This is a genomic window from Polaromonas sp. 39-63-25, from assembly GCF_002278925.1.
Classification (GTDB): domain Bacteria; phylum Pseudomonadota; class Gammaproteobacteria; order Burkholderiales; family Burkholderiaceae_C; genus Polaromonas.
Genome location: NZ_NCJH01000016.1, coordinates 1 through 25,962, shown reverse-complemented (window position 1 = coordinate 25,962; position 25,962 = coordinate 1). Strand labels below are relative to the sequence as shown.

At 55.9% G+C, this 25,962-nt stretch carries 30 protein-coding genes; 21 read left to right on the top strand and 9 right to left on the bottom strand.

What is annotated here, in order from left to right:
* Nucleotides 1–241 precede the first annotated feature (241 nt).
* The 8 genes from B7X65_RS17805 to B7X65_RS17770 form a co-directional block, all read right to left on the bottom strand.
* A complete protein-coding gene (locus tag B7X65_RS17805) occupies nucleotides 242–2,608 on the bottom strand; it encodes a VWA domain-containing protein (protein ID WP_293595638.1) in 2,367 nt (788 codons plus the stop codon).
* A 52-nt stretch (nucleotides 2,609–2,660) separates the two neighbouring features.
* On the bottom strand, nucleotides 2,661–3,791 hold the full coding sequence (locus tag B7X65_RS17800; protein ID WP_293595637.1) for a DUF3150 domain-containing protein: 1,131 nt from the start codon (nucleotides 3,789–3,791) through the stop codon (nucleotides 2,661–2,663).
* Nucleotides 3,792–4,111: 320 nt separating this feature from the next.
* Nucleotides 4,112–7,030, bottom strand: coding sequence for an adenosylcobalamin-dependent ribonucleoside-diphosphate reductase (locus B7X65_RS17795; protein ID WP_293595636.1), 2,919 nt, complete (start codon nucleotides 7,028–7,030; stop codon nucleotides 4,112–4,114).
* 558 nt (nucleotides 7,031–7,588) lie between these two features.
* Nucleotides 7,589–7,822, bottom strand: a complete 234-nt coding sequence (locus B7X65_RS17790; protein WP_293595635.1) for a hypothetical protein — start codon at nucleotides 7,820–7,822, stop codon at nucleotides 7,589–7,591.
* Nucleotides 7,823–7,887: 65 nt separating this feature from the next.
* The gene (locus B7X65_RS17785) at nucleotides 7,888–8,412 is read right to left on the bottom strand and encodes a single-stranded DNA-binding protein (RefSeq protein WP_293595634.1); all 525 of its coding nucleotides are present in this window, start codon (nucleotides 8,410–8,412) and stop codon (nucleotides 7,888–7,890) included.
* Nucleotides 8,412–9,392 carry a hypothetical protein gene (locus B7X65_RS17780; RefSeq protein WP_293595633.1) on the bottom strand — a complete coding sequence of 327 codons (981 nt, stop codon included), beginning with the start codon at nucleotides 9,390–9,392 and terminating at the stop codon, nucleotides 8,412–8,414. Before B7X65_RS17780 ends, B7X65_RS17785 begins: the two co-directional genes overlap by 1 nt.
* Before the next feature lie 12 nt (nucleotides 9,393–9,404).
* Nucleotides 9,405–10,121, bottom strand: a complete 717-nt coding sequence (locus tag B7X65_RS17775; RefSeq protein ID WP_293595632.1) for a hypothetical protein — start codon at nucleotides 10,119–10,121, stop codon at nucleotides 9,405–9,407.
* Nucleotides 10,118–11,179, bottom strand: coding sequence for a MoxR family ATPase (locus B7X65_RS17770; protein WP_096670174.1), 1,062 nt, complete (start codon nucleotides 11,177–11,179; stop codon nucleotides 10,118–10,120). The genes B7X65_RS17775 and B7X65_RS17770 overlap by 4 nt, the downstream gene beginning before the upstream one ends.
* Before the next feature lie 280 nt (nucleotides 11,180–11,459).
* On the opposite strand from B7X65_RS17770, the gene B7X65_RS17765 reads away from it, so the two are divergent.
* On the top strand, nucleotides 11,460–11,816 hold the full coding sequence (locus tag B7X65_RS17765; RefSeq protein WP_293595631.1) for a hypothetical protein: 357 nt from the start codon (nucleotides 11,460–11,462) through the stop codon (nucleotides 11,814–11,816).
* 277 nt (nucleotides 11,817–12,093) lie between these two features.
* On the opposite strand, the gene B7X65_RS17760 is transcribed toward B7X65_RS17765, so the two are convergent.
* A complete protein-coding gene (locus B7X65_RS17760) occupies nucleotides 12,094–12,225 on the bottom strand; it encodes a hypothetical protein (protein WP_255250065.1) in 132 nt (43 codons plus the stop codon).
* Nucleotides 12,226–12,824: 599 nt separating this feature from the next.
* On the opposite strand from B7X65_RS17760, the gene B7X65_RS17755 reads away from it, so the two are divergent.
* The 20 genes from B7X65_RS17755 (at nucleotide 12,825) to B7X65_RS17660 (ending at nucleotide 25,490) form a co-directional block, all read left to right on the top strand.
* The gene (locus tag B7X65_RS17755) at nucleotides 12,825–13,730 is read left to right on the top strand and encodes a hypothetical protein (protein ID WP_293595630.1); all 906 of its coding nucleotides are present in this window, start codon (nucleotides 12,825–12,827) and stop codon (nucleotides 13,728–13,730) included.
* A 51-nt stretch (nucleotides 13,731–13,781) separates the two neighbouring features.
* Complete coding sequence (locus B7X65_RS17750; RefSeq protein WP_293595629.1) at nucleotides 13,782–15,539, top strand: ATP-dependent helicase; 1,758 nt, start codon at nucleotides 13,782–13,784, stop codon at nucleotides 15,537–15,539.
* Nucleotides 15,540–16,356: 817 nt separating this feature from the next.
* On the top strand, nucleotides 16,357–16,842 hold the full coding sequence (locus B7X65_RS17745; RefSeq protein ID WP_293595628.1) for a hypothetical protein: 486 nt from the start codon (nucleotides 16,357–16,359) through the stop codon (nucleotides 16,840–16,842).
* Nucleotides 16,843–16,918: 76 nt separating this feature from the next.
* On the top strand, nucleotides 16,919–17,113 hold the full coding sequence (locus B7X65_RS17740; protein WP_293595627.1) for a hypothetical protein: 195 nt from the start codon (nucleotides 16,919–16,921) through the stop codon (nucleotides 17,111–17,113).
* Between the two features lie 92 nt (nucleotides 17,114–17,205).
* A complete protein-coding gene (locus B7X65_RS17735; RefSeq protein ID WP_293595626.1) occupies nucleotides 17,206–17,472 on the top strand; it encodes a hypothetical protein in 267 nt (88 codons plus the stop codon).
* Between the two features lie 12 nt (nucleotides 17,473–17,484).
* Nucleotides 17,485–18,060, top strand: coding sequence for a hypothetical protein (locus tag B7X65_RS17730; protein ID WP_293595625.1), 576 nt, complete (start codon nucleotides 17,485–17,487; stop codon nucleotides 18,058–18,060).
* 12 nt (nucleotides 18,061–18,072) lie between these two features.
* Complete coding sequence (locus B7X65_RS17725) at nucleotides 18,073–18,465, top strand: hypothetical protein (RefSeq protein WP_293595624.1); 393 nt, start codon at nucleotides 18,073–18,075, stop codon at nucleotides 18,463–18,465.
* A 497-nt stretch (nucleotides 18,466–18,962) separates the two neighbouring features.
* The gene (locus B7X65_RS17720) at nucleotides 18,963–19,802 is read left to right on the top strand and encodes a DUF6036 family nucleotidyltransferase (RefSeq protein ID WP_293595623.1); all 840 of its coding nucleotides are present in this window, start codon (nucleotides 18,963–18,965) and stop codon (nucleotides 19,800–19,802) included.
* Entirely contained in the window at nucleotides 19,803–20,462 is a 660-nt protein-coding gene (locus B7X65_RS17715; protein ID WP_293595622.1) for a site-specific integrase, read from the top strand.
* Nucleotides 20,463–20,898: 436 nt separating this feature from the next.
* Nucleotides 20,899–21,117, top strand: a complete 219-nt coding sequence (locus tag B7X65_RS17710; protein WP_293595621.1) for a hypothetical protein — start codon at nucleotides 20,899–20,901, stop codon at nucleotides 21,115–21,117.
* 3 nt (nucleotides 21,118–21,120) lie between these two features.
* Entirely contained in the window at nucleotides 21,121–21,414 is a 294-nt protein-coding gene (locus tag B7X65_RS17705) for a type II toxin-antitoxin system RelE/ParE family toxin (RefSeq protein WP_293595620.1), read from the top strand.
* Entirely contained in the window at nucleotides 21,414–21,713 is a 300-nt protein-coding gene (locus tag B7X65_RS17700; RefSeq protein WP_293595619.1) for a hypothetical protein, read from the top strand. The genes B7X65_RS17705 and B7X65_RS17700 overlap by 1 nt, the downstream gene beginning before the upstream one ends.
* An 8-nt stretch (nucleotides 21,714–21,721) precedes the next feature.
* Nucleotides 21,722–21,985 carry a hypothetical protein gene (locus B7X65_RS17695; RefSeq protein ID WP_293595618.1) on the top strand — a complete coding sequence of 88 codons (264 nt, stop codon included), beginning with the start codon at nucleotides 21,722–21,724 and terminating at the stop codon, nucleotides 21,983–21,985.
* Between the two features lie 43 nt (nucleotides 21,986–22,028).
* Nucleotides 22,029–22,181: a hypothetical protein gene (locus tag B7X65_RS17690; RefSeq protein WP_293595617.1), complete on the top strand. Its 153-nt coding sequence runs from the start codon at nucleotides 22,029–22,031 to the stop codon at nucleotides 22,179–22,181.
* A 151-nt stretch (nucleotides 22,182–22,332) separates the two neighbouring features.
* A complete protein-coding gene (locus B7X65_RS17685; RefSeq protein WP_293595616.1) occupies nucleotides 22,333–22,614 on the top strand; it encodes a hypothetical protein in 282 nt (93 codons plus the stop codon).
* A 13-nt stretch (nucleotides 22,615–22,627) separates the two neighbouring features.
* The gene (locus B7X65_RS17680) at nucleotides 22,628–22,858 is read left to right on the top strand and encodes a hypothetical protein (protein ID WP_293595615.1); all 231 of its coding nucleotides are present in this window, start codon (nucleotides 22,628–22,630) and stop codon (nucleotides 22,856–22,858) included.
* Nucleotides 22,859–23,281: 423 nt separating this feature from the next.
* Nucleotides 23,282–23,437: a hypothetical protein gene (locus B7X65_RS17675; protein ID WP_293595614.1), complete on the top strand. Its 156-nt coding sequence runs from the start codon at nucleotides 23,282–23,284 to the stop codon at nucleotides 23,435–23,437.
* Between the two features lie 219 nt (nucleotides 23,438–23,656).
* Complete coding sequence (locus B7X65_RS17670; RefSeq protein ID WP_293595613.1) at nucleotides 23,657–24,142, top strand: toll/interleukin-1 receptor domain-containing protein; 486 nt, start codon at nucleotides 23,657–23,659, stop codon at nucleotides 24,140–24,142.
* A gap of 331 nt (nucleotides 24,143–24,473) precedes the next feature.
* On the top strand, nucleotides 24,474–25,178 hold the full coding sequence (locus tag B7X65_RS17665) for a YkgJ family cysteine cluster protein (protein ID WP_293595612.1): 705 nt from the start codon (nucleotides 24,474–24,476) through the stop codon (nucleotides 25,176–25,178).
* A gap of 9 nt (nucleotides 25,179–25,187) precedes the next feature.
* A complete protein-coding gene (locus B7X65_RS17660) occupies nucleotides 25,188–25,490 on the top strand; it encodes a hypothetical protein (protein ID WP_293595611.1) in 303 nt (100 codons plus the stop codon).
* Nucleotides 25,491–25,962 lie beyond the last annotated feature (472 nt).

Genomic DNA, 25,962 nt, shown 5'->3' with positions numbered 1-25,962 from the left:
CTCCCCTGTTGGGACGCATGGCCCTACAGGGTTAAAGATAAATGCAGCCTCAGGAGGCTGCGATGTTCGCGGAATAGCGAAAACAGTGAGATTGTCCATCAATTCCTATCCTCAGTCCAACGATCACGACCCCCACCGAAGTCCCGCTTTCCCTAGTCGCACGCCCGGCTTTTTACAGGGGCCTTGTTGGGCCGCTGTAAAAAGCCCCCACCTCTGCAACGCAGAGGTAGAGACTTCAATTTCAAGCTGTCAGTCTTTCGGCCATTCGGCCACTGAACAACTTTTCCAGTCCATCGGGCAACTCGGAAGTTGACCCAATGTGGATCGAGTAAGGCAGTAGCCTCTCGATTTGGCAATGTTCTCCCATGCCGATCCCCATGAATTCGATACCCTGAGCCTGCGCCTGCGCAATTAGCACCTGGACCTCCTCAAAGCTGTTAGGGTTTCCGTCGGTCACGAGGATCACAAGGTACTTCTCGGCCCGCTGCTTGAGCAAACGTGGAAGAACCTCGCGAAGCGCAGCCGCGAGCGGCGTGCCACCAGCGGCATTGATCTGCCCCAACCGCTTTACGGCTTGCCTGGCAGACTCACCAAATGACTGCAGTGTCATCGTCGCGTCAACAAATGCCTCGTAGCCGGGAAACATCTCAATTGACGTTCTCACCTTTGAGATTCGTTCCAATGCCTGTGCGCACGCCACGCTCACCTCCGCGGCAGCCACGATCTCGTGCTCCATCGAGGCCGATCGGTCAAGCAGTACTGTCACGGCCGCATCGATCCCAGCTGCAGGCCTGCGGATGCGGAACACGTTGGTATCGCCCAATCGCTTGAGACGCCACACACGGTCCCCGGCCACCTGCCCACCGGTTTGCCCGTATTTCGACGGGCGCCGGCGCTTGTCCTGCAGTTCTTTTGTGAAGACGCGAACCAGCTTACTCAGGACACCTGATAAGCGGACACCAAGATCCAGGTGGACCTCTGCGCCATTGCCGTTTCCAGTTCCTGCAGCTGTACCCGCCAGCCCCAAAGACTCTTCCGCCTCCTGTGCAGCAACTGCCAGTTCAATGGCTGCGAGCACCGCTTCCAGTGGTTCGCCGCTGGCTTCCGCGTCACTCATCAGGATTCTGAGGTGCGCTGTAAGCTCTTCGTCCGCCTCCGTTGCCTCTGCCGCTACTTCAAGCTGCCCATCAACGTCCGGTTGCCCGAACTGGTCAATGTATGCCTGCTTAAGCAGCATCCCTAGGTCAAGGCCGTTGATAGAGGCGAGATCCAACGGCTTGGCGGAATCCTCCGGCGCATGCGCCGAATTTCCCGCCTCACAGTCCTCACTCGGCACTGGCAAGTCAATCCCAACAGGTGCACCGGACCCGGAAGGGTCCTGGCCTCCGCCCTCCTTTGCCGGCTGTGGTTGGTCTGTTTGTCCCTGGTCTCCTGGTTGCCCAGTGGACGCCTCAGTAGCCTGCCCATCGCCGTCACTTTCAGTCGTTTGACCGTCTGGACCTGAATTGCCGGGTGACGATTCAGCATCTTCGTGCTTCGCGTTTGTCTCTTGGGTCTCGTCCGCTGCTGGTTCTCCTGCCCCCTCACCCGATGCTCTATCGGTCGTTGAGGAGCCAGGTTGCCCATCCTGCGGACCCTCGGCCGACTCTGGTTCCGCGCCCTGCGACGATTCAGCTCTTTCACCGCTGGCAGCGTCATCGCCTTCCGGGCCGTCAAGCTCCCCACCGTCGTTTTCGTCGGAACCATCAGGGCTGCCTTCTGCAGCCCCATCATTAGGCTCAGCGGAATCCATTCCATCGCTTCCCGGTGCGTCGGCATGTTCAGAGGCTTCGGCCTCGGGCGTGTGCGCCTCATCGGCCTTACCCTGCTGATCTTTCTCGCCCGCTTCGCCACCGGTCGGCGGGGTAGCCGAATCCTTCTCGCCATCGTTAGGCACCTCCGGAACCGCTGGCTCTTCGGGCGCCTCGCTCTGTGCGGGTTCGTTCAATGCGTTCAAAAGCACATGCGAGAGAGCGACAACATCGGCACTGTTCGCGCAGCTGGAGAGCCTTGCTACGGCCGCCTGCACTGCATCGTGCATTTGGGGCGTGAGAGCTGATTCGAACCTCGCAAGGAATTGCGGACCATGCTCCCGCACGGAGTCATGGGGTGCAATCGCCAGAAAGCCCCTGGTGAGCGTCGTCACCGCAAGAATCATGGCCTGGTGCTCTACCTTCGAAGCGTCGAGCTTTGCGAATATGGATTGGTACGTCGCATCAAGTCCTCGGTTCAGGATCAGAGAAGCGCCCCTGAATTCCTTCATTTGCTCCGCCTCGATTCGCGGATCTTCAAGCGTGTTGAATATCGTCTGAATTTCCGCGCTGACACCATCCAATGCGGAGAAGTCCGTATGGCTATCATGCCCCGCTTCGTGCACGGCCTGCCGTGTCAGCAGTGCAATTTCATCTGCCTCGCCCGTTTTTGGACGCGGAAGGCTAATGACTCCGTTCTCACCGCAAGAAGCCGGCTGGCCCCATACGATGACGGCCTTGCGACCGACGATTAACGAGAGGAAACCGGCTATGGTCTTCATCGCCGTTGCAATCTTCATTTGTACCAAGTTGGTCATTGTGTATTCCAGGCTCCCCTGACGCCTGCGCGCCAGGGGGTGGTTTATCGGATCAGAACAGCCCGATGAACATCGGCTGCTCTGCTTCAGCGCCCGTTCGTTCCAGCTGGTTCCCATGGAACGCCGGCTGAACAGGTGCGCTGTGCGGTTGATCCAGGAATCCAGCGTCAACGCCGGTCCCTGGATTTGAAGTCTCCACTGCGATAGCTGCGGGAGATTCAAAAGTTGCGGCAGGAGCGCCGCCGAAAGTCAGCAGCTGCTCGAACGCGTCGGCCGGTGATTCCGACTCGAACGCGAGTCTGGCGATCCGCATTGCCTTGCCGGGATTGGCAAGCGTTTGACTGATTGTCCAAACATGCATCAGGTTCACGCCATCAATCGGCCCGTCATTCGGCAAGAGCTTCAGGACGTGGTCGATCATCCGTGCCAGCGGCTCGCAGGTGGGATCCAGAAAAGAAAAGTTCTGGAACTTCTCACCGATGCGCTTGAGCGGCCGCAGGGTCTTCCAGGTCACCTTCTCGCGCTTCGTGATTGCCCCTGACCCGTTGTCGCCGGTCAGGTACTTGGTAATCAGGATCTCCGCCTCCTTTGCCGCATCTGCAAACAACTCGCCCTTGAGGCCAGTCATCTGTTCTGCGTACATCGCGTTGGCATCGCTGAACTCCTCGCTGCTCGGCGCGCTCACGCGGCAGAGGTAGAAGCCGAAGGAAAGCCGGCCGGCAACATGTTCCGGTGTCGGGATGTCGCTGATCAGACCTGACCATTCCTTGTTGTCGGGATGGTCGCGCCAGAGCTCGATGGCCGTTTCGAAACGGCGTTTGAAGCTGGTCGCGGTCTGGTCAAACTCGGCCTTGATGCGAACCAAGGATTTGTAGACATCGTCAAGTTTGCCCTGCGGGATGCCGATCGTCCCCAGAAGGGGCAGACCGTTGTAAGCAAGGAGCTTTTCCGCTTCACGCTTCAGGCTCAGGAACGGCGCAAGATCGTCGGTGTCGCAGATCTTGATCGAGCCTAAGGTAGCAAGCGTTTCGGGGGGAAGGTTCGCGAACTCCGGGTTCTTGGCAATCAACGCTTCTTTTTTGAGGCGTTTACGTCCAGACCAGAGATGCACATCAAGACTCACACAAACCAGTCCATCAACGGACTTTTTCGTGATTGCTTCGTCGACGGTTTTATTCGTCATTGGGTTCTCCAAAAAGGAAAGCGGGAACCCAATAACCCCGTGCGGGATGGATTCCCGCTGGGGTTGATTTGAATGCAGAAACTAGTTCTGCGGACGGCATGGCCGAACGGTGCCAATATAGGCCAACGAAACGAGGGGTGCAAACGATGGCGACCAGCCACGTTTGGAAAGCAAACTACGGTTTGCTGGGAGGAGGAAATCCTGCCACAAGACTCGGAATGTCTTGTGGCAGGACTCTCTTTCGAGAGCCTGCACGGGTCCGCATGTGCGAACCTCTTCTTCTATCCCCTAGGCGCTTTCAACGCCGCCCAGGGCCTGCTCTAACCGCAGCTGCCAGTGTGGCCGCAATTCTCGCAGATATCACAGCCGTCACGCTTGTGCAACGACATGCTCATGCAGCTCGGGCACTGGCGCCCAGCTGCCTTCAACACTGGAGGGTCAACCTCGACTGCTACGGGAACAGCCTTCTTAAGGGTCGTTTCACCGTTGATCAGGCCCAGCGCCTTCATCCTGGCCAGAAGAACAACTGCCACATAGGCCACCGTACTCGGGTAGCTCTGCTGCTTGCTCTCGCCTGGCACCTGCGCCAGAAAGTCGCCCCTGAGTTCACCAAACGATGTCAGCTTGCTCAATTTCATTGCCACCCAGGCCGGATCACTGATCCGCATGTCGATTGACAACGTCTTCATCAGGCCGTCCAGCACCTTCGGGTACTGCCCGGAAAGCCAGACCGAGTACGGCCTGATCTGCCCGTTCGGCAAAACGAGCTCCTTCGTGTGAAGAAGAAAGTCATCGCCAGTCACCGGATTAGAGATGTCAACGTGCCAGCCCAAAGCCCCCATCGGGCCGGTCTTGGGCTCCCGCTTGGAGAACAGGGCATTCATCATTGGCGAGCTCTCGCCAACCTCCAGCGCACCGATCTGCATCAGGCGATGCTTCACGACACTGGCAAATCCTGCTGCCAGGCTTGGCATCATCACAGTTTTCCCGGTCTCCAGGTCCATCGTTTCGTAACCATCATCCCCCCTTGTGCTCAGCAGGGAATCAAGCTTCATCTGTAGCCACGCGCCGTCATCGGTCCTCATGTCCACGCTTAGCGCCTTGGCAATCGCTGCCAGTGCGCGCGGCTGTTCATGGCCGGCGACATAGACCTCAAGCGGATGCTTGCGGCCGTTCTGCACATGATTCACCACAATGGCAAATCGCCCAGCTGGATGTTTGACGTTGTACGTCACACCTTCCGCGGTCACGTCTGGCCGGTTGGGCCAACGCAGCACTTCGGTAATGTTCGGCACATCTTTGAGCTCGACACGCCGATCCGGATCGTCTCCGCGCAGATCCTGCACGACATTTGTCCCAGACTTCACGCCGACACCATCGGCTGACTCGATCACCGAGCCGAGCATGCCGCTCGGCCGATAGGTGGTTATGCCTTTGAGGCCCAACCGCCATGCATCAAGGTAGACCTGCTGGAAATCGTCGAACGAGTAGTCCGCCGGCACGTTCACAGTCTTGCTGATGGCACTGTCGATAAACGGCGCCACTTTGCCCAACACGCGGAGGTGATCGGCAACTGACATTTCCAGCGCTGTTGCGAATACGTCTGTCTCAGCGCCTTCGCCCTTGATTTGCTTGAACAAGCGGTAGGAATAGTTCTCGAGGTCGAACGTCTGTCGAGATTGGTCCGCCATGATCTTCGTGCGCTTCTGGCGCAGGCTGAAAATCGGCTCTATCCCCGACGATGCATTGTTGCCAAAAGCCATCGCTATGGTCCCAGTTGGCGCCAGTGAAAGTAGGTGCGAGTTCCGGATCCCGTGCGTGCGAATCGCGGCCTTGATGTGTTCTGGCAACCTGGACGCGAACGTCCCTTCTTCCAGATATTTCTCGGCATCAAAGAATGGGAATGCACCCAACTCCTTCGCCAGCTCCACAGACGCCAAATATGCCGCATCGCGCATGACTTCTGTAATGGAAGCCAACAGATCAGCACCCGCTTCTGAGTCGTAGCGGATGCCCAGCATGGCGAGTGCGTCACCCGCTCCAAAGTAGCCCAGGCCGATTCGCCGCTTGTTCATGGACTCGCTGGCCTGTTGCGGAAGCGGCCAGTTGGTCCGGTCGAGCACGCAATCCAGGATCTCAACACCGATCGCCACATTCGCAGCAAAGGCTTGGTAGTCAAAGCTCGCTTGGGGTGTGAACGGATTCTTCACGAACTGCGTCAAATTGGCCGATCCCAGGTCGCAGGCGCCGTGCGGAGGCAGAACTTGCTCCGCGCATGGATTTGTCGCCGCGATTGTCTCGCAGTAACGTAGGTTGTTCTCCTCGTTGATCCGGTCGATAAATAGCACGCCTGGCTCAGCACCATCAAAGGTGTTTCGCATGATGCGCATCCACACGTCCCGTGCGCGAACGGTCCGGTAGACATAACGCACCTTCCCGTCTGGGCATTGCTTCGTCGCGGCTTCGAAGTCCGGCCTGGCCTCGTGAATGAGGTCAAACATCGCGTCATCGATCACCGCTTTCATGAAATCCTCGGTCACTGCGACCGAGATGTTGAAGTTGCTCAACGTTGCAAACGCCTGCCGCACGCTCCAGCCGAAGCTAGGCTTGTCTTGCATCAATGACTTCAGGACTGCCGACTGTTTGGAGTCGAGGCCCATGGTTTCGAAGTCCGGCGTCTTCTTTGCGTCAATGAAGACTTCAATATCTGGATGGTCCACACGCAGGACACCCATCTGAGCGCCACGGCGTGCACCAGCCGACTCGACCGTCTCGCATGCGCGGTCGAACATGCGCATGAAGGAGACAGGCCCGGAAGCGCGGGAATCGGTACCTTTCACCTTTGCGCCCATTGGGCGCAGCGGGGTAAAGTCATATCCCACACCCCCGCCCAAGCGCATTGTCGTCACGGCATTGGCCAGAGCCACCATGATGCCAGGCACGCCCTCGATACAGCCGGTCATGGTGTCAGCAATTGGCCCGACGAAGCAGTTGATCAGGGTTGACTGACGCGCTGTTCCGGCGGCGCTGTTGATTCTCCCGCCCGGCACAAAGCCTGCAGCGAGCCCAGTGACGAAACGTTCCCGCTGGGCGGTGTTTGACGCAAGCGCATTGGCCACTCGCTGCTGGATCTCCAGCGCCGTCGTTTCGCCCGGTGCTGCGTATTTTTCAAGCAGCACGTCAAAGCAAAGTTCCTGCAGGGCCATAGGCGCTGCAGTGTAGTTTTCAGTAATTTCCATTTTGGACTCTCCATTTACAAAAGTGGGTCTCCTTGAGACCCGCCAATGCGCACACCCATCGTGGGGATGCGCATTGGCTGGCCCCACGTGGGTTCTGACAGAGAATTCGACAGGGGAGTTGTGCATTTCCCCAAGGGGAGCTACTTCACCCCTGAGGACCGTTTTAGGCTGGATTTACGTCTTGATCGCGGGTATCAACACGTCACGGAACTCCAGCTCCGTGGTTTGCTCATAGAGCAAAAATTCTTGTAATGAATCACTGCGGCCTGCGGTAGCACATGCACCAGGACCTGCAGAGGAAATAGTCGACCCGCTGTCTGCTGCATCTGCAAGCGCGGATCGGTGGTTGCCGCGCTTGGCTCGGCGGGCGGAAAAGCAATAAGGCTGGGTTCACTGTCGGTGACAGCCACGGGAAACCAGCTCCGTGTTGATACTGTCAAAAGCGGCAGGTGCTGGCGCTTTGGGCAGTATTCTGGAATGCACCAGAATTTTCTATTAAAAAATTAGTTAATGCAAGAAATGGGAGCCAAACACGCGGTTTGGGCTCCCATTCTCGACTCAATGCAGCAAAACCGGCGGCCATTGCAGAGGATGAAAGTCCTCTGCTTCCTGGAACCACAGCAAGCCGGGAGGCCTGCCATCTACCAGAAGCCCCATGTGGGCATCGAAGCCCACATGGTGAATCGCCATTCCGCTGTCTCGTCTCTCAACGACGACGACCATTGTTTGCTCGCCCGTCGCTGACTGATAACGCTGAACATTACTGATCAGCCTCTCGCCAAAGGTTGTCATAAAGGACTCCAGAACTCCGGCGCCCTTCCCTTCCGGGCGTGTGGGCCCGGAGGGGTTAATAAATATCAGCGATGCTCAAAGGTCGAATGCATGGCTCCATCGAAGAAGCCTTCGTCATCCGGCGGGCCCGCTGGTGGCCGTTCCGGCACCCGCTGTTGGGGCTGCTGTCTGGGCGCACTCTCGTTCGGTGAACGGCGTTGATCTGCTGGTTGTCCGTTCCCGGATCCTCGCTGCTCGCCATGTCCCTGTGCATGCTGGTTGCCTCCCGATGAACGCTCACCCATCGGTTTGCGCCCTCGCTGGAACCAGCTCATTCGATATTTCACGAATGTCTTCGTCTCACCAGCTGGTGGTGTGTATTGCTGGGTTTCCTGATGGCCAGTCGCAAAGATCTCTTGACCTTTGACGGTGGTTGAACAGAATTCCTCAGCAACTTCCCCGTAGCAGAAGAACGTTGCCGCCTCTGTTACTTCGACGCCCTTGGCAAACCTCGAAGTCAGAAGCCGAAACTCACAGACCACCCCCCCACCGGGAAGTAGCTTGAGCTCAGGCTGGTGCCCCAGGCGTCCGTGTGCAGTCATCATCAACATCAGTGTGCTTCTCCAGTTCGTACAACACGATACATGTTCTTGAAGCCTTCCTCACCACCTGCGAGCGAAACGGGCACTTTCCCCAGAGGGGTAATCGCCACATTTTCACCAATCTTCACACCCATCGCCTGCAGCTCCCGATCAAGCTCCAAGCCGCGAAGTGGTAGGTCCACGCCATTTGCCAGCCGCAGCTTCGCCTCGAAGGTCTCGTACGGGGCGCGGCCTTGCGGCGACATCACCCTCGTTCCCGCGGCAATCAAGCAGCCCTCAAAGGTGACGCCTGTCTCTACCCGAGGGGCAAAGGTCTTTGCAGGCGGCAAAGGCTTGGATTCGCGCATTGCCGATACAACGATCTGTGGAGCTGGCGCAAGCGCCACCTTCACTTCTGCCTTTGGCGCCGGTTTTGCCGGCGGATTGGGCATTGGCTTAGGCTCAGGTACAGGTTTGAAGGCCTTGACTTTCGTGTTGCCCTTCAAGTTGATCAAATCCTGCACCAGATTCACTGTCTCATCCTTGATGTCATCGAGTCCCATCGCTGGGTCGTATTTGGCATCCGTCAACGTGTGCCGCCTGCCCTGGAGCAAGCCCCGCAGCCGTGGCTCAGTCACAATCATCTCGCGTTTCACCAGGCCTTGCGACTTGTAAACACGGAGATGCACCACCGCAACTGCTGGGTCCAGCCGAATCGTAACGATACGGTCCGCTGCGATGAACTCCTCCTGCTGATTCGGATTTGCGCCGACAGCAGCTGCGGGCGCGAACTCGCGTTCAACTGGAACAGTCAGGTTTGCACCGGACTGTTGGGCTCGAGCTGTTACTGCTTCTCCATTGCTTTTGCGCAAGGCGTTGGCTTTGGCTACTTTCGATGCCGTCCATAGTGCCACCTTGAGTGCGTTCCGGACTAACCAGACCACACCCAATGCCACCATCGAGACGATCATGATGCCGGCAGCAAGCCAGCTCATTTTTCCACTATTCATTTTTTGTTCCTCTTAAAAGGCTACTGATGCGGCGTCGGCTAACCAGCCGCCATCGTTACCACTGTTTAGAGAAGCGATCGCCTGGTTTGCAAACATTGCATCCCTGACCGACCACCCGAGCTGCACTAAGGCATCACGTGTTTCGTTATGTTTCGTGAAGAAGTAGGCAAGCCACTCCTCCCATTCCAGTGGGACTTCCTTCGGAACCCTTTGGGGTACGCCAGGTCGATCACTGATCAACATTCGCCGGCCGTCAACAACCCAATCCGCAACCACCAAGGCAATTGCAGGATGGGAAGCGGGGACTGCGATGTACTGGCATGCCCGGCGAACCCGGGTCAACCATGCTTCAAGTGCTTCAGGCCTAACATCGGTCGTTTCGAGGACCGCCTCCCACTGCTGGGCGAGTGCGGCCACATCGTCCCCAATGCTGACGGTCGTAAAGAAGATCAACTCCTCACCAATCGCAAGCTCGGGATGGTCCTCAGTGAAACGCCCCTTCAAAAGCCCGTTCTCCTCGCCATCGAGTTGAAGGTACTTTCGTCGGGTAATTTTCTTGAATCCGGCCCTCACCCGTTTGCTGACCACTGGTGCCAGGTTGTGGGGAAGCAAATTTGCCTGCCTGACGAGTCCGCCGGCAACTTCAGCCGTCAGAACCCTCATGCTTTGAACCGAAACCCCCCAAGCGCCCTTGGTTGGGTGTTCATAGACGTCATAGACGCCGCTCATGGTCCGACCTTGCTGCGACAGTTCTCGTCGTAGCCAGCAACAAGGGTGATCATCTCGTTCACCGCGGACGCCATCGTCACGGGCATCTTCAGGGCGCGGCGAAGCGCGTAATGAATGCCGCTACGCGTCTGCTTGCTGAGCACCGGCTGGTACATCGCAGTGAGCTTCGCCCACCGCAAGACCGCACGAGTCGATATTGGTTTCTCGATCCCATCGGCGCCCTCGCGGAAGGCCCGCCGCACCTTGTTGGCCACGGCAACCGTCATCGACGCAATGGTTTCGGACAGTGCAGTGCTCACGCCACCGGCTACGAGATTGCGGATGACCAGTTCGGTTTCCAGGTCTGGCCGCAGATAGTCAACTTCCATATAGAAGCAACGGTCCTCGTTGGCCACGTCCATCACATTGCGACCGGCAACCGCAGCAAGCGAGTCCACCGAATTCTGCGTCCCGAAGATCCTGGTTGTCGGCGCAGGCTGGATGATCTCCCCGGTTTGCGGGATCATGAATGAATACCCTTCCAGCACGAGGTTCAGCGCAGTGGCTTCAGCTGGATCCAGATTGTTGTATTCATCGAGCAGTACCGATGAACCCTCACGACAGGCCCTTGTCACAGGTCCGTCATGCCACTTCAAGCTCCCTTCACTTGTCGGCAAGTACTGGCCAATCAAGTGATAGTTCTCGGTCGTTGGACCGCAGGAGATCTTGTACAAAGGCACGTTGAGCCGCGCATGCCATTGCTCAAAGAGCGAGGATTTGCCGGCCGATGGGTCGCCTTCGATCACGCAGAACGTGAAGCCCCCCACCCAGAACATCGTTAGATCACGCAGGCGTTCTGTTTCGAAGACGTAGAACGGGTCGATTCGGGGCACTCCGTAGAGGCCCGGCGCCATCCCCTGGATTTCTGCCTTTTCCGGCGCCTCGGGAATGTTGAATGTCGAGCGGATTGGATACCGCTGGAACAGGGACTTCGGCAGGGCTTGTGGGCTCTCCGCTTTCGCTGCTTCGTTTGTTGTCGTAGGCGCGACTTGCGCGCCGTTGTTTGCATTGCTGTGCATCGTCAATCTCCTTAAAGAGTTCAAATAGGCCAATGTCTTTGAGGATGGGTACTAAGCCCTCTCTCAAGCGCTCTGGGCTCTTGCCAGTAAGTCGGCAGGACAGCTCAAAGCTAAATGGCACTTCAGATGGTTGGATAACCTTCCAGACCTTGCTACCTGACTCGCTAACCGTGGCGTAGGCCACAGCAGGAGGGGCAAAGATCCAGCGAAGGATTTCTTTCTTTTCTTTCCCGTTCCCTCTGGCCCGTAGGAGCCGGAGGGAATAGAACACGAGGCCTTCGTGCAGCTGCGCGATTGCGTCTTCAGTCCACACAACCTTCTCGTCGCTTTCAGAACCTGGGCATTCCGTGTCACCGATGTCGGTAAACGGATCGCCAAGATCTACAAGCTCTTTGTCGGGAGTGAGACCGAGCGGCTGATCGAGCAGAGACTCGGCAAGCAAATCAATGGCAACGGCCTTTTGCGGATCCCGAGGAATCCAGACCGTCGCCACCTTTTGCAGGCGCTTCTCTTTGCGCTCAAGGCGTTTCTGTTCGTGTTCTGTCCATACCGCAATTTCGTGCGACGTGAACATGGGGAAGAAAAGCTGTACGTGTGGGACGCGGCTAAGCGTTTTCGCGTACATGACAGGCCTTGAAGGGACTGGTCACAAGAAGAGATTTCATTTCGTCTTCCTTTGGCTCGAACCGGCAAAGGAGACCCCCAACAGGGAGTGCTCCCTGCAGGGTTAATGAAAGGACAGCGCGAGCTGTCCAGGTGAATGCGAACACGGGGTTCGCGCTAATCGATTTGCATCGAGAAGTGCTCACGGCGCTGTTGTAAAGCAACGCCGTCAGCAGTTCTCACGCTGAGAAATGAGGTAAGTGAAACGGAAGGGATGGCTAAACGAGTAGAGACCCGAGGGCCTCTACTGTTTACTTGGCTTCGTCCAAGATTTTTTCAATCTTGGAATGGTTTGCCGAGATGGTGTTGGTGCCGTTTTTGACGGTACCAATGGCGAAGGTAGCTACGAGAGCAAGACCAGCCAAAACGATGATTACTTTCATGAGAGTCTCCTAAAGAATTAAGAAAAACCCAAGAAAGCACCACACCCAAGGGGGTAAGTGCCCCGAGGGAATGAGAAAAACCATGATGAACAAGCGATAGCAAGTTCACCTCAATAAGGCGTGTACACGACACGCAACCATGCATTGCTGCACGATCTTTTACGACAAACGTCGAGAAAGACCTCACAAGTCGCCTAAGACTTGTCAGGTATTGCCCGAGTGGCCACGTTAAGCGGATGAGGTGCCGAAGCACCTCGCCCCAGAAAACCGAAATTCGGTCTCCACAATATTTCTTTACCCTTGCGGGCTGTCGGCCGCCGTCGCGGCTGACTATGAAGGATCGAAAAGTTTAAGTGTCCCATCTGCACTGCAGGCCGATTTTCGACCTACGCGGCAATTATTGAAGCGGCCAATCCATCCGTCAATTGATCGCGACCAGTTGCGTGAGGTTGCCTTCAGCCTCAAGGGACTTTATCGGCTGGAGCCGGCGACTAAGGCGTTCAACGAGCTACTTTTGCTACGTTGGCCGGGCTCGTACAGCACGGGGGTGCTCTAAATTCAAAGTTGTCTTTGTACAACTATTTTTGGAGAGTTCCACCATGGCAAACGATTCCTCTGCCAACAACGCCCAGCCCGTTGCCGATCAACTGTCGCCACAGCGCCGCCAGGCGATGGTTGATGTTTTTGGCGAGGCGTTCGCCAATTCCTACCGCGGCCCGATTCACTTCATGGACGGCGAGATGCTGAGTTCCCCGACCGCCATGACCTTCTACCGGCGGGACTTCGGCTACATCTCGAAGGTTTTGGCCTACGAATACCAATATCGTTCGTGGCATGGCTACAACCAGGAGCTGCTGGACCGCTATGCGGAGATTGTGACCAAAAAACTCACAAGCATGGCGACGCTCCTCGAGAACTGGTCAAACAGGTTTGAGAAGGTCATGCAGCAAAACGGTACCAAGATGGAAAGCACGGTCTATCCCAACGGCATTGTGGCAACTGTCCCAGTTATCAGCGGCTTCGCTCGTCGTTACTTCGCTACTCTCAAAGAGCTTGACCGCTTCAACCTGCTGGCCGGCACCGCCAACCTGATGGGCGTGATCGACTCGACACAGCGTGCCCAGGCCGAATACATGTGCAAAAACGCTGTGCGCGCCTTTGCGGCGGCACTGCGCAACGAAGTCGTGCGGCTCTATCGCGAGGCCGACCGAATGATGCAGGAACAGCGCCACAAAGGGTCGTCGAGCCCGGAACAGGCGGCCCAGGTCGAGGCGCAAGGCCAGGAGCTGCAGGCATTTGCGAGTTCGATGGAAGCCGATGGCAAGACCGACAGCGCACTCAACATGGGCGACGCAGATCCCAGCAAAGTCCTGGACGATGCGGTCGCGGCAAGTTCTGCGGCAACCAAGTCAGCCTCGAAGGCGCGCAAGCCCAAGCAGGACCCCGCGCCGGCCACACCCTCAGGATCTCCCGCTGTTGAAGAACAGCCCGTCGCAGCGGCCTGAATGCCCTGTACCCAATAGGCCGCCTCGAGCGGCCTTTTTTTTAGGCCTGCAATGGGATTCACACTCGCCCAACAAGATGCCATCGAACATGATGGACACCTGCTGATCGTTGCCGGACCGGGGAGCGGGAAGACCACGACCTCAGTTGCGAAGGCACGCCGAATCCTCGCCGATCCCGCGCGTAGGCTGCTCATGGTGACGTTCACCAAAGAAGGGGCCGAAGAAATGCGCCGCCGCCTGGACAAGGCGCAAGAGGACGCGGGGGGGCGCCCTTTCAGCCGGGAAAGACTACGGGTCGGAACTTTCCACAGCATCGCGCTGCAGCACCTAAACAGTCACCGCCCCGCCCAGAAGCTCCTAAGCCCCGTACAACAGGGCATCCTGCTGAACGAGGCACTCACCCCTTACGCATCCGACAACGATCACGTAAAGGACATCAGGGTCGAGTTTGAGTCGTACATGTATGCGATTGACCGGGAAAACGTGGAACTCACGCCGCCGGCAACAGAAGTGATCAAACGGTACATGGAGCGCGTGAAGGCAAGCCGCGCGACTGATCTCTACACCGTCATGAGGGACTGCGCCTTGCTCGTCCATCAGGAATCCATCCCCGCGATGAACTTTACCGACATGATCGTGGATGAGGGACAGGACACCGACGAGCTACAGAGGGTTTGGATATTTGCCCATGCGAGGGCTGGACTCAACGTGACGATAGTGGGAGACGACGATCAGTCGATCTACGAGTGGCGCAATGCCCTTGGCTACGCCGGCATGAAGGACTTCATGGATACCTTCGGCGCGAGGCGAATCGAGTTGGGTGACAACTTCAGATGCAGGGAGGAGATCCTCTCGCATGCCGTCACCCTGGTGGCGCGCAACGAGAAGCGGCTGAAGAAGGCTCTGGTCGCAACTCGCGGCCCGGGTGGGAAGATAGCGGCCTACCATACCGGTAGCATCGAGACCCAGTGTGAGGAGCTCGCGGAGCTGATCCACCTAACGCCCGAACGCCACACAAACACTGTTGTGCTTTCGCGCATGAACCACTCCCTCAACGAGCTGGAACTGGCCTTGACGGCATGCGAGGTGCCGTACATCCGGATAGGGAAGTCGATCTGGGACAACGCATGGGTTGCGACCTACCTTAGCCTGCTTCAGTCTTTACTCGACAACTCACCAGTCGGCGTCCTGGGCAGCCTACGTTGCATGGAACTCGACGATACAGTCAAGACGGAGCTGCTTCATGTGATGAAAGGGGATGCCGCTGGGTTTCTATCCGGTGAGGTCCCCAGCCTAGATGCAGCAACACCGCAGGACGCCAAAATTCTCAAAGAGTTTGCCGAGTCCTGTAGGTACTGGCGCAACCAGATGCCCGCGGGGAGCCACACTGAGGTGGTCCTGGATGTGGGAGCCTGGCTCGCGTCAAAGCAGCGCTCACGCCGCACACGCGAAATCCTCACCAGGGCATCAGGCATCCTCGGGAAGCTCTCCGGAACCATCTCGAATCGCCTCTACTTCATCAACCAAAACAAGAAGGCCTCCGGTACCGCCCCGGTAACGCTCATGACGATGCACGGCTCCAAAGGGCTTGAGTTTGAGACCGTACACGTCATTGATGCCACGAAACCAGAGGATGGCTCCGACCTGATCCATGTTGAGGCTGAGCGCCGGCTGATGTATGTGGCCATAACGCGTGCGAAGGACCGAATGTTCGTCTGGTACAGCGGGCCGCCCCACCCTACCATTAGCGATGCGGAATTGCCCGTTCTGCACCAATTCGAAAAGCTTAAGGAATTGGTTGCTTCATAGGCAGTGGAAATGCGGGCGCAGCCCGTGGGTCGGCCATCTCATGGCGTCCAGGGAGTGGCGTGCATCAAATAGAAAGCAGTGAATTGCGTGCCCACGCCCCCAAGACTCCTAATTTCCATTCATAACTCCTGACTTCTGGCCAGATGGCCTGACAGAGCGCATAGAAATCGCTAAAATCCTACCACTTCAGCGCAAAGCTGACTTGCTAGCCCAAGTGCTAGCCTTTCAACAACGGCTCCAATCGCGGAGTCGCATTCAATTACTGCCTTGGGCGATGACATCGCCTTTTGGCGAGCCTAGCGCACAAGATCCAGGCCTAGATTGAAAGTCTTCGGAATAGACGTAGTTTCTTCTTCACTCGCGGCGGTGTATTTGCGCTGCCCCGCGAGTCGGTAGGGACCGTGTCTTGAAGGCATACGGTTAATTTCAGAACAACCCAGATGGGCACCAGTTGCCCACCCGGGCCGGTGCTCTCCACACAGGAGATCAATTGAAATGAGGACATTCGCGTACTTACGCGTCGACACCCCCGGCATCAAGGATGAGCGATTCGTCCGGACATCCAAGTTAGTTGACGATCCGCAATTCAATCAGTTGCGCAAGGACGAGCACAGGACATTTCCATTCCTGGTCTTCGATCTGAGGACCAAGACGGAAAGCGAGAACTATGTGCAAGTTTTGTGCAGCAGGCTTCGCGCTGTCTCGACCTCGAAAACTGACGAACTAGTCCACGCTTGGAAGTAACAAACCCAGATGGGCACCAGACGCTCGAATGCGTTAGGCGTCCGTTTACATTATGAAAGAACGGAAAATGCTCATGAAGCAACATAAATACCCACTGGCGACGGATTTGCAAAACACCCCACCGGTGCCGTGTGAATTCAAGGTCGGCGACGTGGTGACTTTCACGAATGACTACGGCGTGAAATTCCACGACAAGGTTGTCACTGGCTTCGCGCCTTCGGTGGAGAACGGTCGGTTCGTTTACTTTGATAGCGATGCCTGGTGGTTCCCAGTGAACCCATCTCAGTTGTCACGTGCAGTAGCGGAATCCATCCCCAATGCGCTGCCCGATGCGAAACGGAAACTCCAGAAAATGCTTCCCATCGTTTCCAAACCTGACAACTTCGACGCATTCAACGGCCGCGAATCAGCGCCGTATCGTATTGCCCGAAGCGAAGCCGCGGCAGGCCTGCGCTTGATGCGAGCTGCTGCACGCCGCGGAAATGGACGCATTACACAACACAGTCGTGGCGTGTACACACTCGTGGGCCACAACACCTTGGTGTTGTCCACCCGATAGACCAACCAAAACCACCCCGGATGGGCACCAGTTGCCCAACCGGGCCGGTGCTCTCCATTCATCAGGAGATTGAAAAATGGTCAACGACCAATTGATGCCGATCACGTTCTCTGGGGGAGTCAAATCCGTCAGTGACGACGACCTCTGCGCCACTTGTAAGAACTGCCAGTACGTGCCAGGTGAGATGAGCGAATGCTCTCTGAACTGGCCCGGCAATGAGGATGGTGATGGATACGTGCAGGAATGTGCGGAATTCAAATCCGTCGCGTAGGCAAGCAACAACTAACCCAGACGGGCACCGCAAATGCCCGAAAGGGCTTGGTGTCCGTTCACATTATGAAAGAACGGAACATGGAAATATGCATGCAAACGGGGCCAACGATGCTGGAGACGCCAAACAAATTGTTTGAGCGCCTGCAGCCGCTGGCCAACAAGCAACACAAAGGAGATTTCAAAGCCTTTGTAGCGCGCCTCAAGCGCCCGTACTACCGACTCTCTGAAGAGGACTGCAAGACAGTTGAAATTCTCGCGGGTGATTCAGATGTGCTGGTTCTGGATGGGAAAACACAAGTCACATGGGGAACCGCAGACGGCGGCTTCGCCCTGATGCCTCTGCACACACCGCTGTGAAGGAATAGGAAAATGACAACACTAACCATGAAACCCGGTGAGTGGGGTGAAATGGACGGAAAACCGGCCATTTCTTGGTGGCGGTTTGGTAAAGCCGCCAAAGGGGAGCCATCCATAGTGACAGAAGTTCGCACCTACGCGACAGAGGTCGAACGTGTTGATTCCGCCTTTCCCCCAGAACTGGGCGCCAAACCAACTCGATTGGGTGAAGGCTTCCAGCTAGATTCTCCAGCTTCCACAAACACGAAGCGGGCGACTGACCGGAAAATGGAAAACCAACAAGGCGAAATTGCACGGGGGGTCTACCTGGCCGACAAGGTGCAAGGGGATCCCGTGCTGGCATCTTTCGCAGACGAGGTGGCGCCCGAGTCGGATGTCGAAGTCTACGCGGCAAGCGGGCCGTTACGGCTGAAGGAAGGGACCATCCCTCCGGTGCAGCCAGAGCAGCATTATCTTGCCGATGGGCGAGAAGCCTGGGTAAGCAGGTTTCCTGTTGTGCAGGCAACAAAAAGGCCCTTTGTGCTAATCGTTGTCGAAGGGAATTCGACTGACGAGATGCTTGAGTCAGCTGAACGCCATCGCGGCTGAAGGAAAAGGAAAATGATGAAAAACATTGAGGCAGCCCAGCCGCTGTGTGACGAACTGGAGGCATGGTGCAGGGCTCAAAAGCTTCCATACCTCAGAGCCGACGACCTTGCTGCCAAGGGGTACCTGACGCCTGAACAAAAGGAATGGATTGCCAACTTTCGCCAGCGCTGGGATGCCCTGAAATCGATGGACATGGCTACCCCACTGGTTTCAGCATTTAAGCCGTCGTTTTCGACCCCTGCGGTTTGGACCGATGAATTGATTGCGAAACGGCAAGCCGAGTTTGCAGCCTTCCAGAAAACGCCAGAAGGAATTGCAGAAGACCAGGCATTTGACGCTGCCTATTCCGAACATGAAACACACCGTGAGAACGGTGCGTTTTCATCGCAAGCGCCTCACGGCTAATTTTCAAAACCTCAAGAGCCCTCAGTCCTAACGGATTGGGGGCTTTTTCTTTGCCTGATAGTTCCAGCCGGTTTTCCCAACTTTCCTTGATGTCGCATGAATGCTGGGCTTGCGACTTGAATTTACCGTGAATCACAGATATACTCTATGTAATTGCTTTAATTAGCTCTATTACATGAATCTCAATCATCACGGTCCGCAGGATTATCAAAGCCTCCTTATGCACCAGGAAGCAGTGCGGATGATCCAAGCCGATCCATCTCTGACAGACAAGGCGCTAGAAATATTGGCACGTTGGGATACGCATGTAAGCGTGCGATCAAAACCCTTGAGAGACAGGTGGATACAGATCATAAAGAGTCGGGATTGGGCGTGCGCAATAGAAGACTCTGAGCGTGGAAACCAATTACGGCAAGCATCACCAATGGCTACCCTGTTGCCCAACCCAGTTCGGCTTGCGATCATTCGTCAAGTGAGAAAACTCAAGGATGAGCAGCATGCTTAAACATGAACTTGAACACATCATCCGTGCAGCATCAGCCATTACCAATCAATACGAAATTATTGTTGTTGGCAGTCAGTCAATTCTTGGCTCTGTTGACTCTCCACCCCAAGAATGTTTGGAGTCAATCGAAGCTGACATCATCATTCCGGGCAATGAGCGATTGTCTGATTTGATTGACGGCGCGATCGGAGAGGGATCACCTTTTCAGGATAGCTTTGGGTATTACGCGCAGGGCGTAGATTCGACCACTTGTATGCTTCCCGCTGGTTGGCAAGATAGGCTTGTGCGCTTGCAGTCTCAAAATACAGATGGCAAGATTGGATTTTGCTTGGATGTGACGGATTTGTTTTTAGCAAAGTGTGCCGCAAACAGGGAGAAGGATCGGGAATTCAATCGGGCACTTTTGATCCATGGAATAGTGGATGAAAAAGCTGCTCAAGAGCGAGTCGCGTCCATGCCCGTCGATGAGCCCGCAAAGAAAAGAATTGAAAACCTGATTGCTCGTTTGGCATCTGAGGCGCGCACTCCGGTTCAAACACTACAAACGGAGTCTGCGAAGTTGGCACTGATTGCAGAACTTCAAACGCAGGGTGTTGAAATTAGAAAAGTGGAAGACCGCACGATGTATCTTGGTCAGATCAAGCGAGTCACAGACAAATTTGTAGTGCAAGGACTTGGACGAAATGCCGTAGTGATTCACGATTTAGCCCAGCTAGATGGCAGCTTTGTGGCGGGGCAGAATGCTGAAATCAAATACGCTGATGGTCGGGGTCATGATTGCCTCCAGGGTTTGGAGAGACGACAAAACGACCATCCAGGATGTGGGTTGTAAATGGCTAAACCCCCCGTTATTGAAGACAAACAAGTCGAACATCTCATCAAGGCAACGGCGGCCTACAGTCGAGTTCCAGAGCGCGACACTGCGCTGCTTCTAACTCTGTACGGAACAGCCCTGAATGTCACTGAGCTGGCCACCATCACTGTTGCTGATTATTTGGATGCCAAGGGTTCGGTGAAGATCACCAGCGCCGTCCGCGTGGATGTCGCCCACAACGGCGAAGCGAGGCCGCTGTACTGGTCGAACAAGCGAATCGTGGCGGCGATGGACAAGTACCTGGCATGGCGTCTTGAGCGCAAACAGGGGGCGACTATCAAAAAGGGGGCATATCGCGGCCTTGATCCTGATAGCCCGCTTTTCCTCACCGAGGATGGGCAACCCTACTCCCTAACCAAAAGAACGCTTCCATCGGGCGTTTTGAGTTATTCCTGCAACACATTGGGGGCGTACATCTCACGGCTGCATGCGAACGCTGGCATTGAGGGGGGGAGTGCTCAATCGGCACGCCGTACCTTTGCAGTGAAGCAGCACAGGCAGGGCCGCGATCTTGTTCATATTGCCGCCATCCTCGGGCACAAGAGCATCACAACAACTAAGCGTTTGGTGGATGGCGATCCGGTACGGCTGGCCGATATTGTGGCGAGGGCTGTCTGATGGCGACACAACAAGAATTCCTGCGTAATGCAGCGGCACAGGCCCTGATTGACATGGTCATGGATCACTGCGCGGCGATCACCTTGCGTCGGATCAAGAACGGGGAGTTGTCGCTTCTCCCCAATCGGTTTTAACCAAACAACGAGGAAAGACAAGGCCTGCGACTCCCTGCAAAGCCACGTCACCAGGTTGTACAAGCGCGCTGGCATCAAGGGCTCAAGCCACAGCGGGCGGCGCCGGTTCGCCGGGAAAGTCCTGATCGCGACAGGCGACATGGATACCGTGGCGGTGCTGCTGGGCCACAGCTCAACGACTGCTCCCAGAGGTACGTTGATGTCGATTCAAGTATTCTCGAAGCAATGTTTGCCAATGCGCTATAAGTTGCAAAAGGTTGCTTATGTCGTTACAATACAACCAATTCAAAGGAGTATCCCTTATGGCTGTCGCAATGAAACTTTCTGATGATCTGGTGGAGGACGCAAAGACCGTTGCGGCGGCTGAGCATCGTTCTGTTCCCAAGCAGATCGAATACTGGGCGCGTATCGGCAAGGCTGTTCTGGACAACCCCGATCTCCCCTTGCGGATGATCCAGGACACGATGCTGTCCCTTGAAGAGGCTAAGGCTGGCCAGGTTTCGGCCTACCAGTTCGGGTAAGCCATGGCGTTGAGGGCTCTATCGACTGCCTCATTCGACAGGCTTGCAAAAAAACTGCATGCAAAGGACAAGAAAGTGCTCGATGCTGCGGTGCATGAAGTCGCAAAGAATCCTTTCATTGGCGAAGAAAAGCGCGGCGATCTGGCGGGGGTGTTTGTTCACAAGTTCAAGCTCAACAACCAGGAGACATTGCTGGCCTACAAGTTGCAGCCCGACAAGAAGAAACCCGTCGAGTTTGTCTTGCTGTCGGTTGGCCCGCATGAGAATTTTTACGCCCAATTGAAGCGGACGAAGTAATGAAGGCGAGCGCGCATATTCCGAGCAACCTGCAGCAGGTGGTCAAAGAAAACGGCTATTCCGAGGTGCGGGATGTGGCTGGGCAGGGTCGGTGTGGATTGCTCCCGTTCGCGTACGCCTGGACCATTGTGGTGGGCCTGACGCCCGATTGTTACGGGCGCCGGTATTGCTTTGAGCATCAGGGCGATGCATCGCAGGCCTTTGCCGCGTGGACTGGGCAGGCTAACCCCTCTGGCCCATGGATCAAATGCAAGGGCGCGGGAATCGATTTACTCAACCCTGCGTTGGAACTAATTTGAAAGTGGAGATGGCAATTACCAAGCAGAAGGAAGCAGCCAGCACCGGCAAGATAACGACAGGGCGAGGTGGGCCTGGACGTGGTGGTGGACGCAAACTTGAATCTGGTGCAAAGGCCATTCCGAAGACTGTGACCATGGACCCCGCAGACATTGCATTTCTGATCAGTCCAGGCGTTGGTGACGGCGAGCTTTCACGCGGCATTCGCAGGGCAGCGCAAGTTATGCGAGAGAAGATGCAACGCGACGCTAAAAAGACCATGCAGAATGTTTGATTGATACGTATAGTTCAATTAACAAAACGAACAGGAATATCCCATGAGTGAATTGGCTTACCGACTTGGATTGCAGCAACGGGCACTTTCCCGCCAGCGCTTGTTTAAATGTGATGCAGCAGACCGCCGCTCCAGGGAGTTCCACTTTGCTTGCGCTCAGCGCCTGGCCGGTCGCATTATCTCTGGCGAATACTGAAAGGAAAGACACATGCCGTTGATTGAAGACCTCCGTTACTGGGTGGCGCTGCATTTCAAAATGACATCCGAGGCCGCAAAAGCACTCTCCGACTCTGACGTCTTGGCGCAGTACCGCGCCATCCCTCGTTGACCAAGGAAACCTCACTGCGATGACCCCCGCAGAACGCGATGTAGCACTAAAGCGGATGGACGAAACCATCCAGCGTTTTTACAGTTCAGCCATACAGATTGGCAATCACCCCTTCATCGAGTTTGCTGGCGTGATGACGGCGTATTTGAAATCCTGTCAACGGGCTCACGACGCCGGTATCGACTTCACTGAATGCAATCGGCACGCGGGCAACCCGTTGCCGATGGAAGGATTTGAAGTCTCGTATCTCAACGAGAAGCTTGATTGCATCTTTGATGGCCGCATAACGGCTTCGGATTAAAAGGAAACCACGAATGTCCAACCCAATGGCCTCGGCCCACAAGGCCAATCCATCCATGCAGGTTAGCTTGAATGAGTTTCTTGCCGTTAAAAAGGGACTGGATAAGGCGCGGCATGGTTCTTGTAACGCTTGCGCGCCATCGACCCAAACCGAAGAGTATTCAACCGTGACTGAAGTGGAGTTGCGGGGCCTTGTGTTCCGGCTGTGCCCAGCATGTGCCAACACTTTGAAATTAACCCTCTAAAGATCAGGGAAACCTGCTATGACGGATATCAACAAAATGTGAAGGAAATCAAGCATGCCTGGCGTTCGACCAATCTATTGCCCGATCTGCGCAAGTGAATGTGATCAGCCTTTGGGGCGTGGCGTTAGTTGCTCGCAATAGGGTGGCTTCACCCCACAGCTGCAAGGCTCAATCCGAACTGCTGTCTATGGCGTTGATTCGTCAAAGATCGAGCCGCGAAAGCCGGCGCTCGCGGCTTTGCTCTGGTGTCCAAATTGCACTGGTGAGCTTGACGAATACGACGAACTAGGTCGGTTCTTGCGATGCCCTCAATGCGCACTACACCTGCGCGGCGCAAGTCTGGCGGAGCTCATTGAACTGAAATCTGAACATCCCAAGCCAGATGCTGAACTCTGGTAGAGCGCATTACATCAAGGAAACCACATGGACACCGTAACCATCGAAGACATGATCATTGAGGGCTCTTGCACGGCTGAATGGGCAATGCGAGCCGGGTACCGCTGGGAAGCCCTTGTCGTGGGCGGTGATGCACTACACAAGCGCCAAGCCTGGCTTGCTTCCCGCTCGGCCGCAAAGTAGGAAACCGACATGGCTAGATGCACAGCACCAGTACGTGGGCACAACTCTTCAGCGGCAGCAGCAGCCTGCCCCGCATGCAGTTCCCGAAGCAGTTATCGCTATGGCGGATACGGCTCGTCCTACTCCTCGTCGGGTAGCACCGGGAGTGGCTATAGCGGCGGTGGTAGTGGCAGGTCCAGCGGTAGCTCAAGGCCGCGCTGGTCGAGAGCAGGTTCTTCCGTGTCGTACACGTCTGCCCAAGTGCAGTCACTCACGCCAATCCGCCAAACCGTTGAAACGCGTGCAGCGGCGCAACCTGACCTTCGTGACGTCTTCCTGTGCCACGCATGGGACGACCGGCAGGGACCAGCCAAAGAGCTGCACGATTTGCTCGTGACGGCGGGTGTCAAAGTTTGGTTCAGCGAGAAGGACCTTGGCCTCGGCGTGCCGATGATGCGCGCCATCGACAAAGGCTTAGCGAATTCGCGAATCGGCCTCGTCCTTGTGACCCCTGCGCTGCTGGCCCGCCTCCCAAATGAGAGCGTCGCCGACAAAGAGCTTTCGGCACTCCTGGCGGGTAACCAACTCGTTCCCATCGTGCACAACACGACGTATGGCGCTCTCCGCAATGTCAGCCCCTTGCTCGCTTCCAGAAGCGGCCTAGACACTGCAGAAGATTCAATGGCCGTGATCGCGGAAAAAATCGCCGAGCTGGTCGCTATCTGAAAGGAAAACATGCATACCCTCTCAAATTTCCTTAGTGGTGATCTTGTATACACCGCAGTAACCCGTTGGTTGGACAAGAAAGTCGATAAGTCATTCGGCTTCCGGCGCGCTCAGAAGGTTGGCGCAGGGCTGTCCTTCATCAGAATTGGTCGCTATTACGAGGAGCAGGGTTATTGCGAACCTTGGCGGCTAGCGCTCAAAGAAACCTTATGGCATCAAAGGCACAGCACGCTACACGATGTGAACCGGTTTTCGTATCCCACACAATCGTTTAGACATGCCTGGTTGAGTCAGGGCAAGTCTTGACCCACAAAGATAGGAAAACGGCCCAATGGATGAACACAATTTCCGCCAGGAAGTGAGAACGATAACGGCTGATCTGCAAAGGCTGGCGGCTGTCGGCCAAACCCACGCGCGTGAGGTCGCGGTACGGATGTTCAGCAGAATGGACGCGACAACCCACCCACTGGAATTCGGCATTGCCTGTCGTCGCGGTTGCTCGTATTGCTGCCATTACCACGTGTATGTGACTGCAACAGAGGCCTTTGCGCTGGCTGAATTGGTTGGAAAGCTGGAGCCATCAGGCAAATCGCAAGTCGAAAAACAGCTTGAGGAAAATTTCCGTGCCGTTTCAAGCATGACAGTTGACCAGCATATCCACACCAATGTGCGCTGTGCGTTTCTCAGCAATGCGGGGGAGTGCATGGCATACGAGGTTCGTCCAAGTGCTTGCCGAAGTCACCATGCCACGGATGTAAATTCCTGCAAGGTAACCTTTGAAGACACGCGCTCGCCACTACAAAACGCGATGAAGGCCGATTTGAAGATGGCCTCGACGATATTTGTCTTGGCACAGGAGATGGCTCACATTGAAGCGGGTTTTGACGACAAGAGGTATGAACTCACTGCGGCAGTAAGGGAGGCCAGGGCGAATCCGGCAAGTTTCAAGCGCTACAAAGCAGGGAAAAGAGCATTCCCTTCGGTCCGCGATGTCACTGAGCCAAACGCACGCGATTCAGAAAAAGGGCGCGATTGAAAGGAAATCATGGTTTCGGAACAGCATCATTCCCGGCCTGTGGTTCGCCAGCAGTTGACACGCAAGAGCGTTCGCGAGCTGCTGCAGGCCCGGCTTAGCGCCCAATTGGGTTGGGAAGTCGCTTTGCCGTCCCGTACCTACGCCGGTAAGCGCCGCTTGGAGCGCTTCTGTCTCTCCTGGTCGGCCCGTGAAGGGGTCAAGGACGAAGTTTGCAGCATCTTCACCATGAGTGAATGCCTGAAGGCAAAAAAGCTAAACATCACCTGGATGACGGCCACGTTTTGGTGGGAAGTTCTGCCTGTTAACGAATGAAATATATCAAGGAACCGGTCAATGCTTTGGTGTCATTGGCTCCCTGCTCGGTTCCATGAATGCAATCGCGGCACGCTGGTTTCTACTGAAGTGGAAGCCAGAATCGGCCATCCAATAGGCGTCCTGAAATAATCGGCCTAAGCAGGGCAAAAAAAAGCCACTTTTCAGTGGCTTTTTTCATGCTTTCCCTCAGGCTGATGCTGCGTTCGCAATCGCCGCTTTCGCATCCGTCCTCGCCTTGATGCTTGGACGTATCACCTTGTGACGCCGGCCGTCTCTGACCACGCCGAAGCGCGCCCAAACAGCAGGGTCCACACGAAGTGGTGTTACCACCATTCGATCAAGGTTCACAAACACCCCGTGCGTGTCAACTGTAATAGTCCGACCACTACCGTTCTTGACGGTCAGTATTCTTCCGGGGCCAAACGTTGGTTGACCTCGGCGACATCGAACGCTGCGGGGTCGAACGACC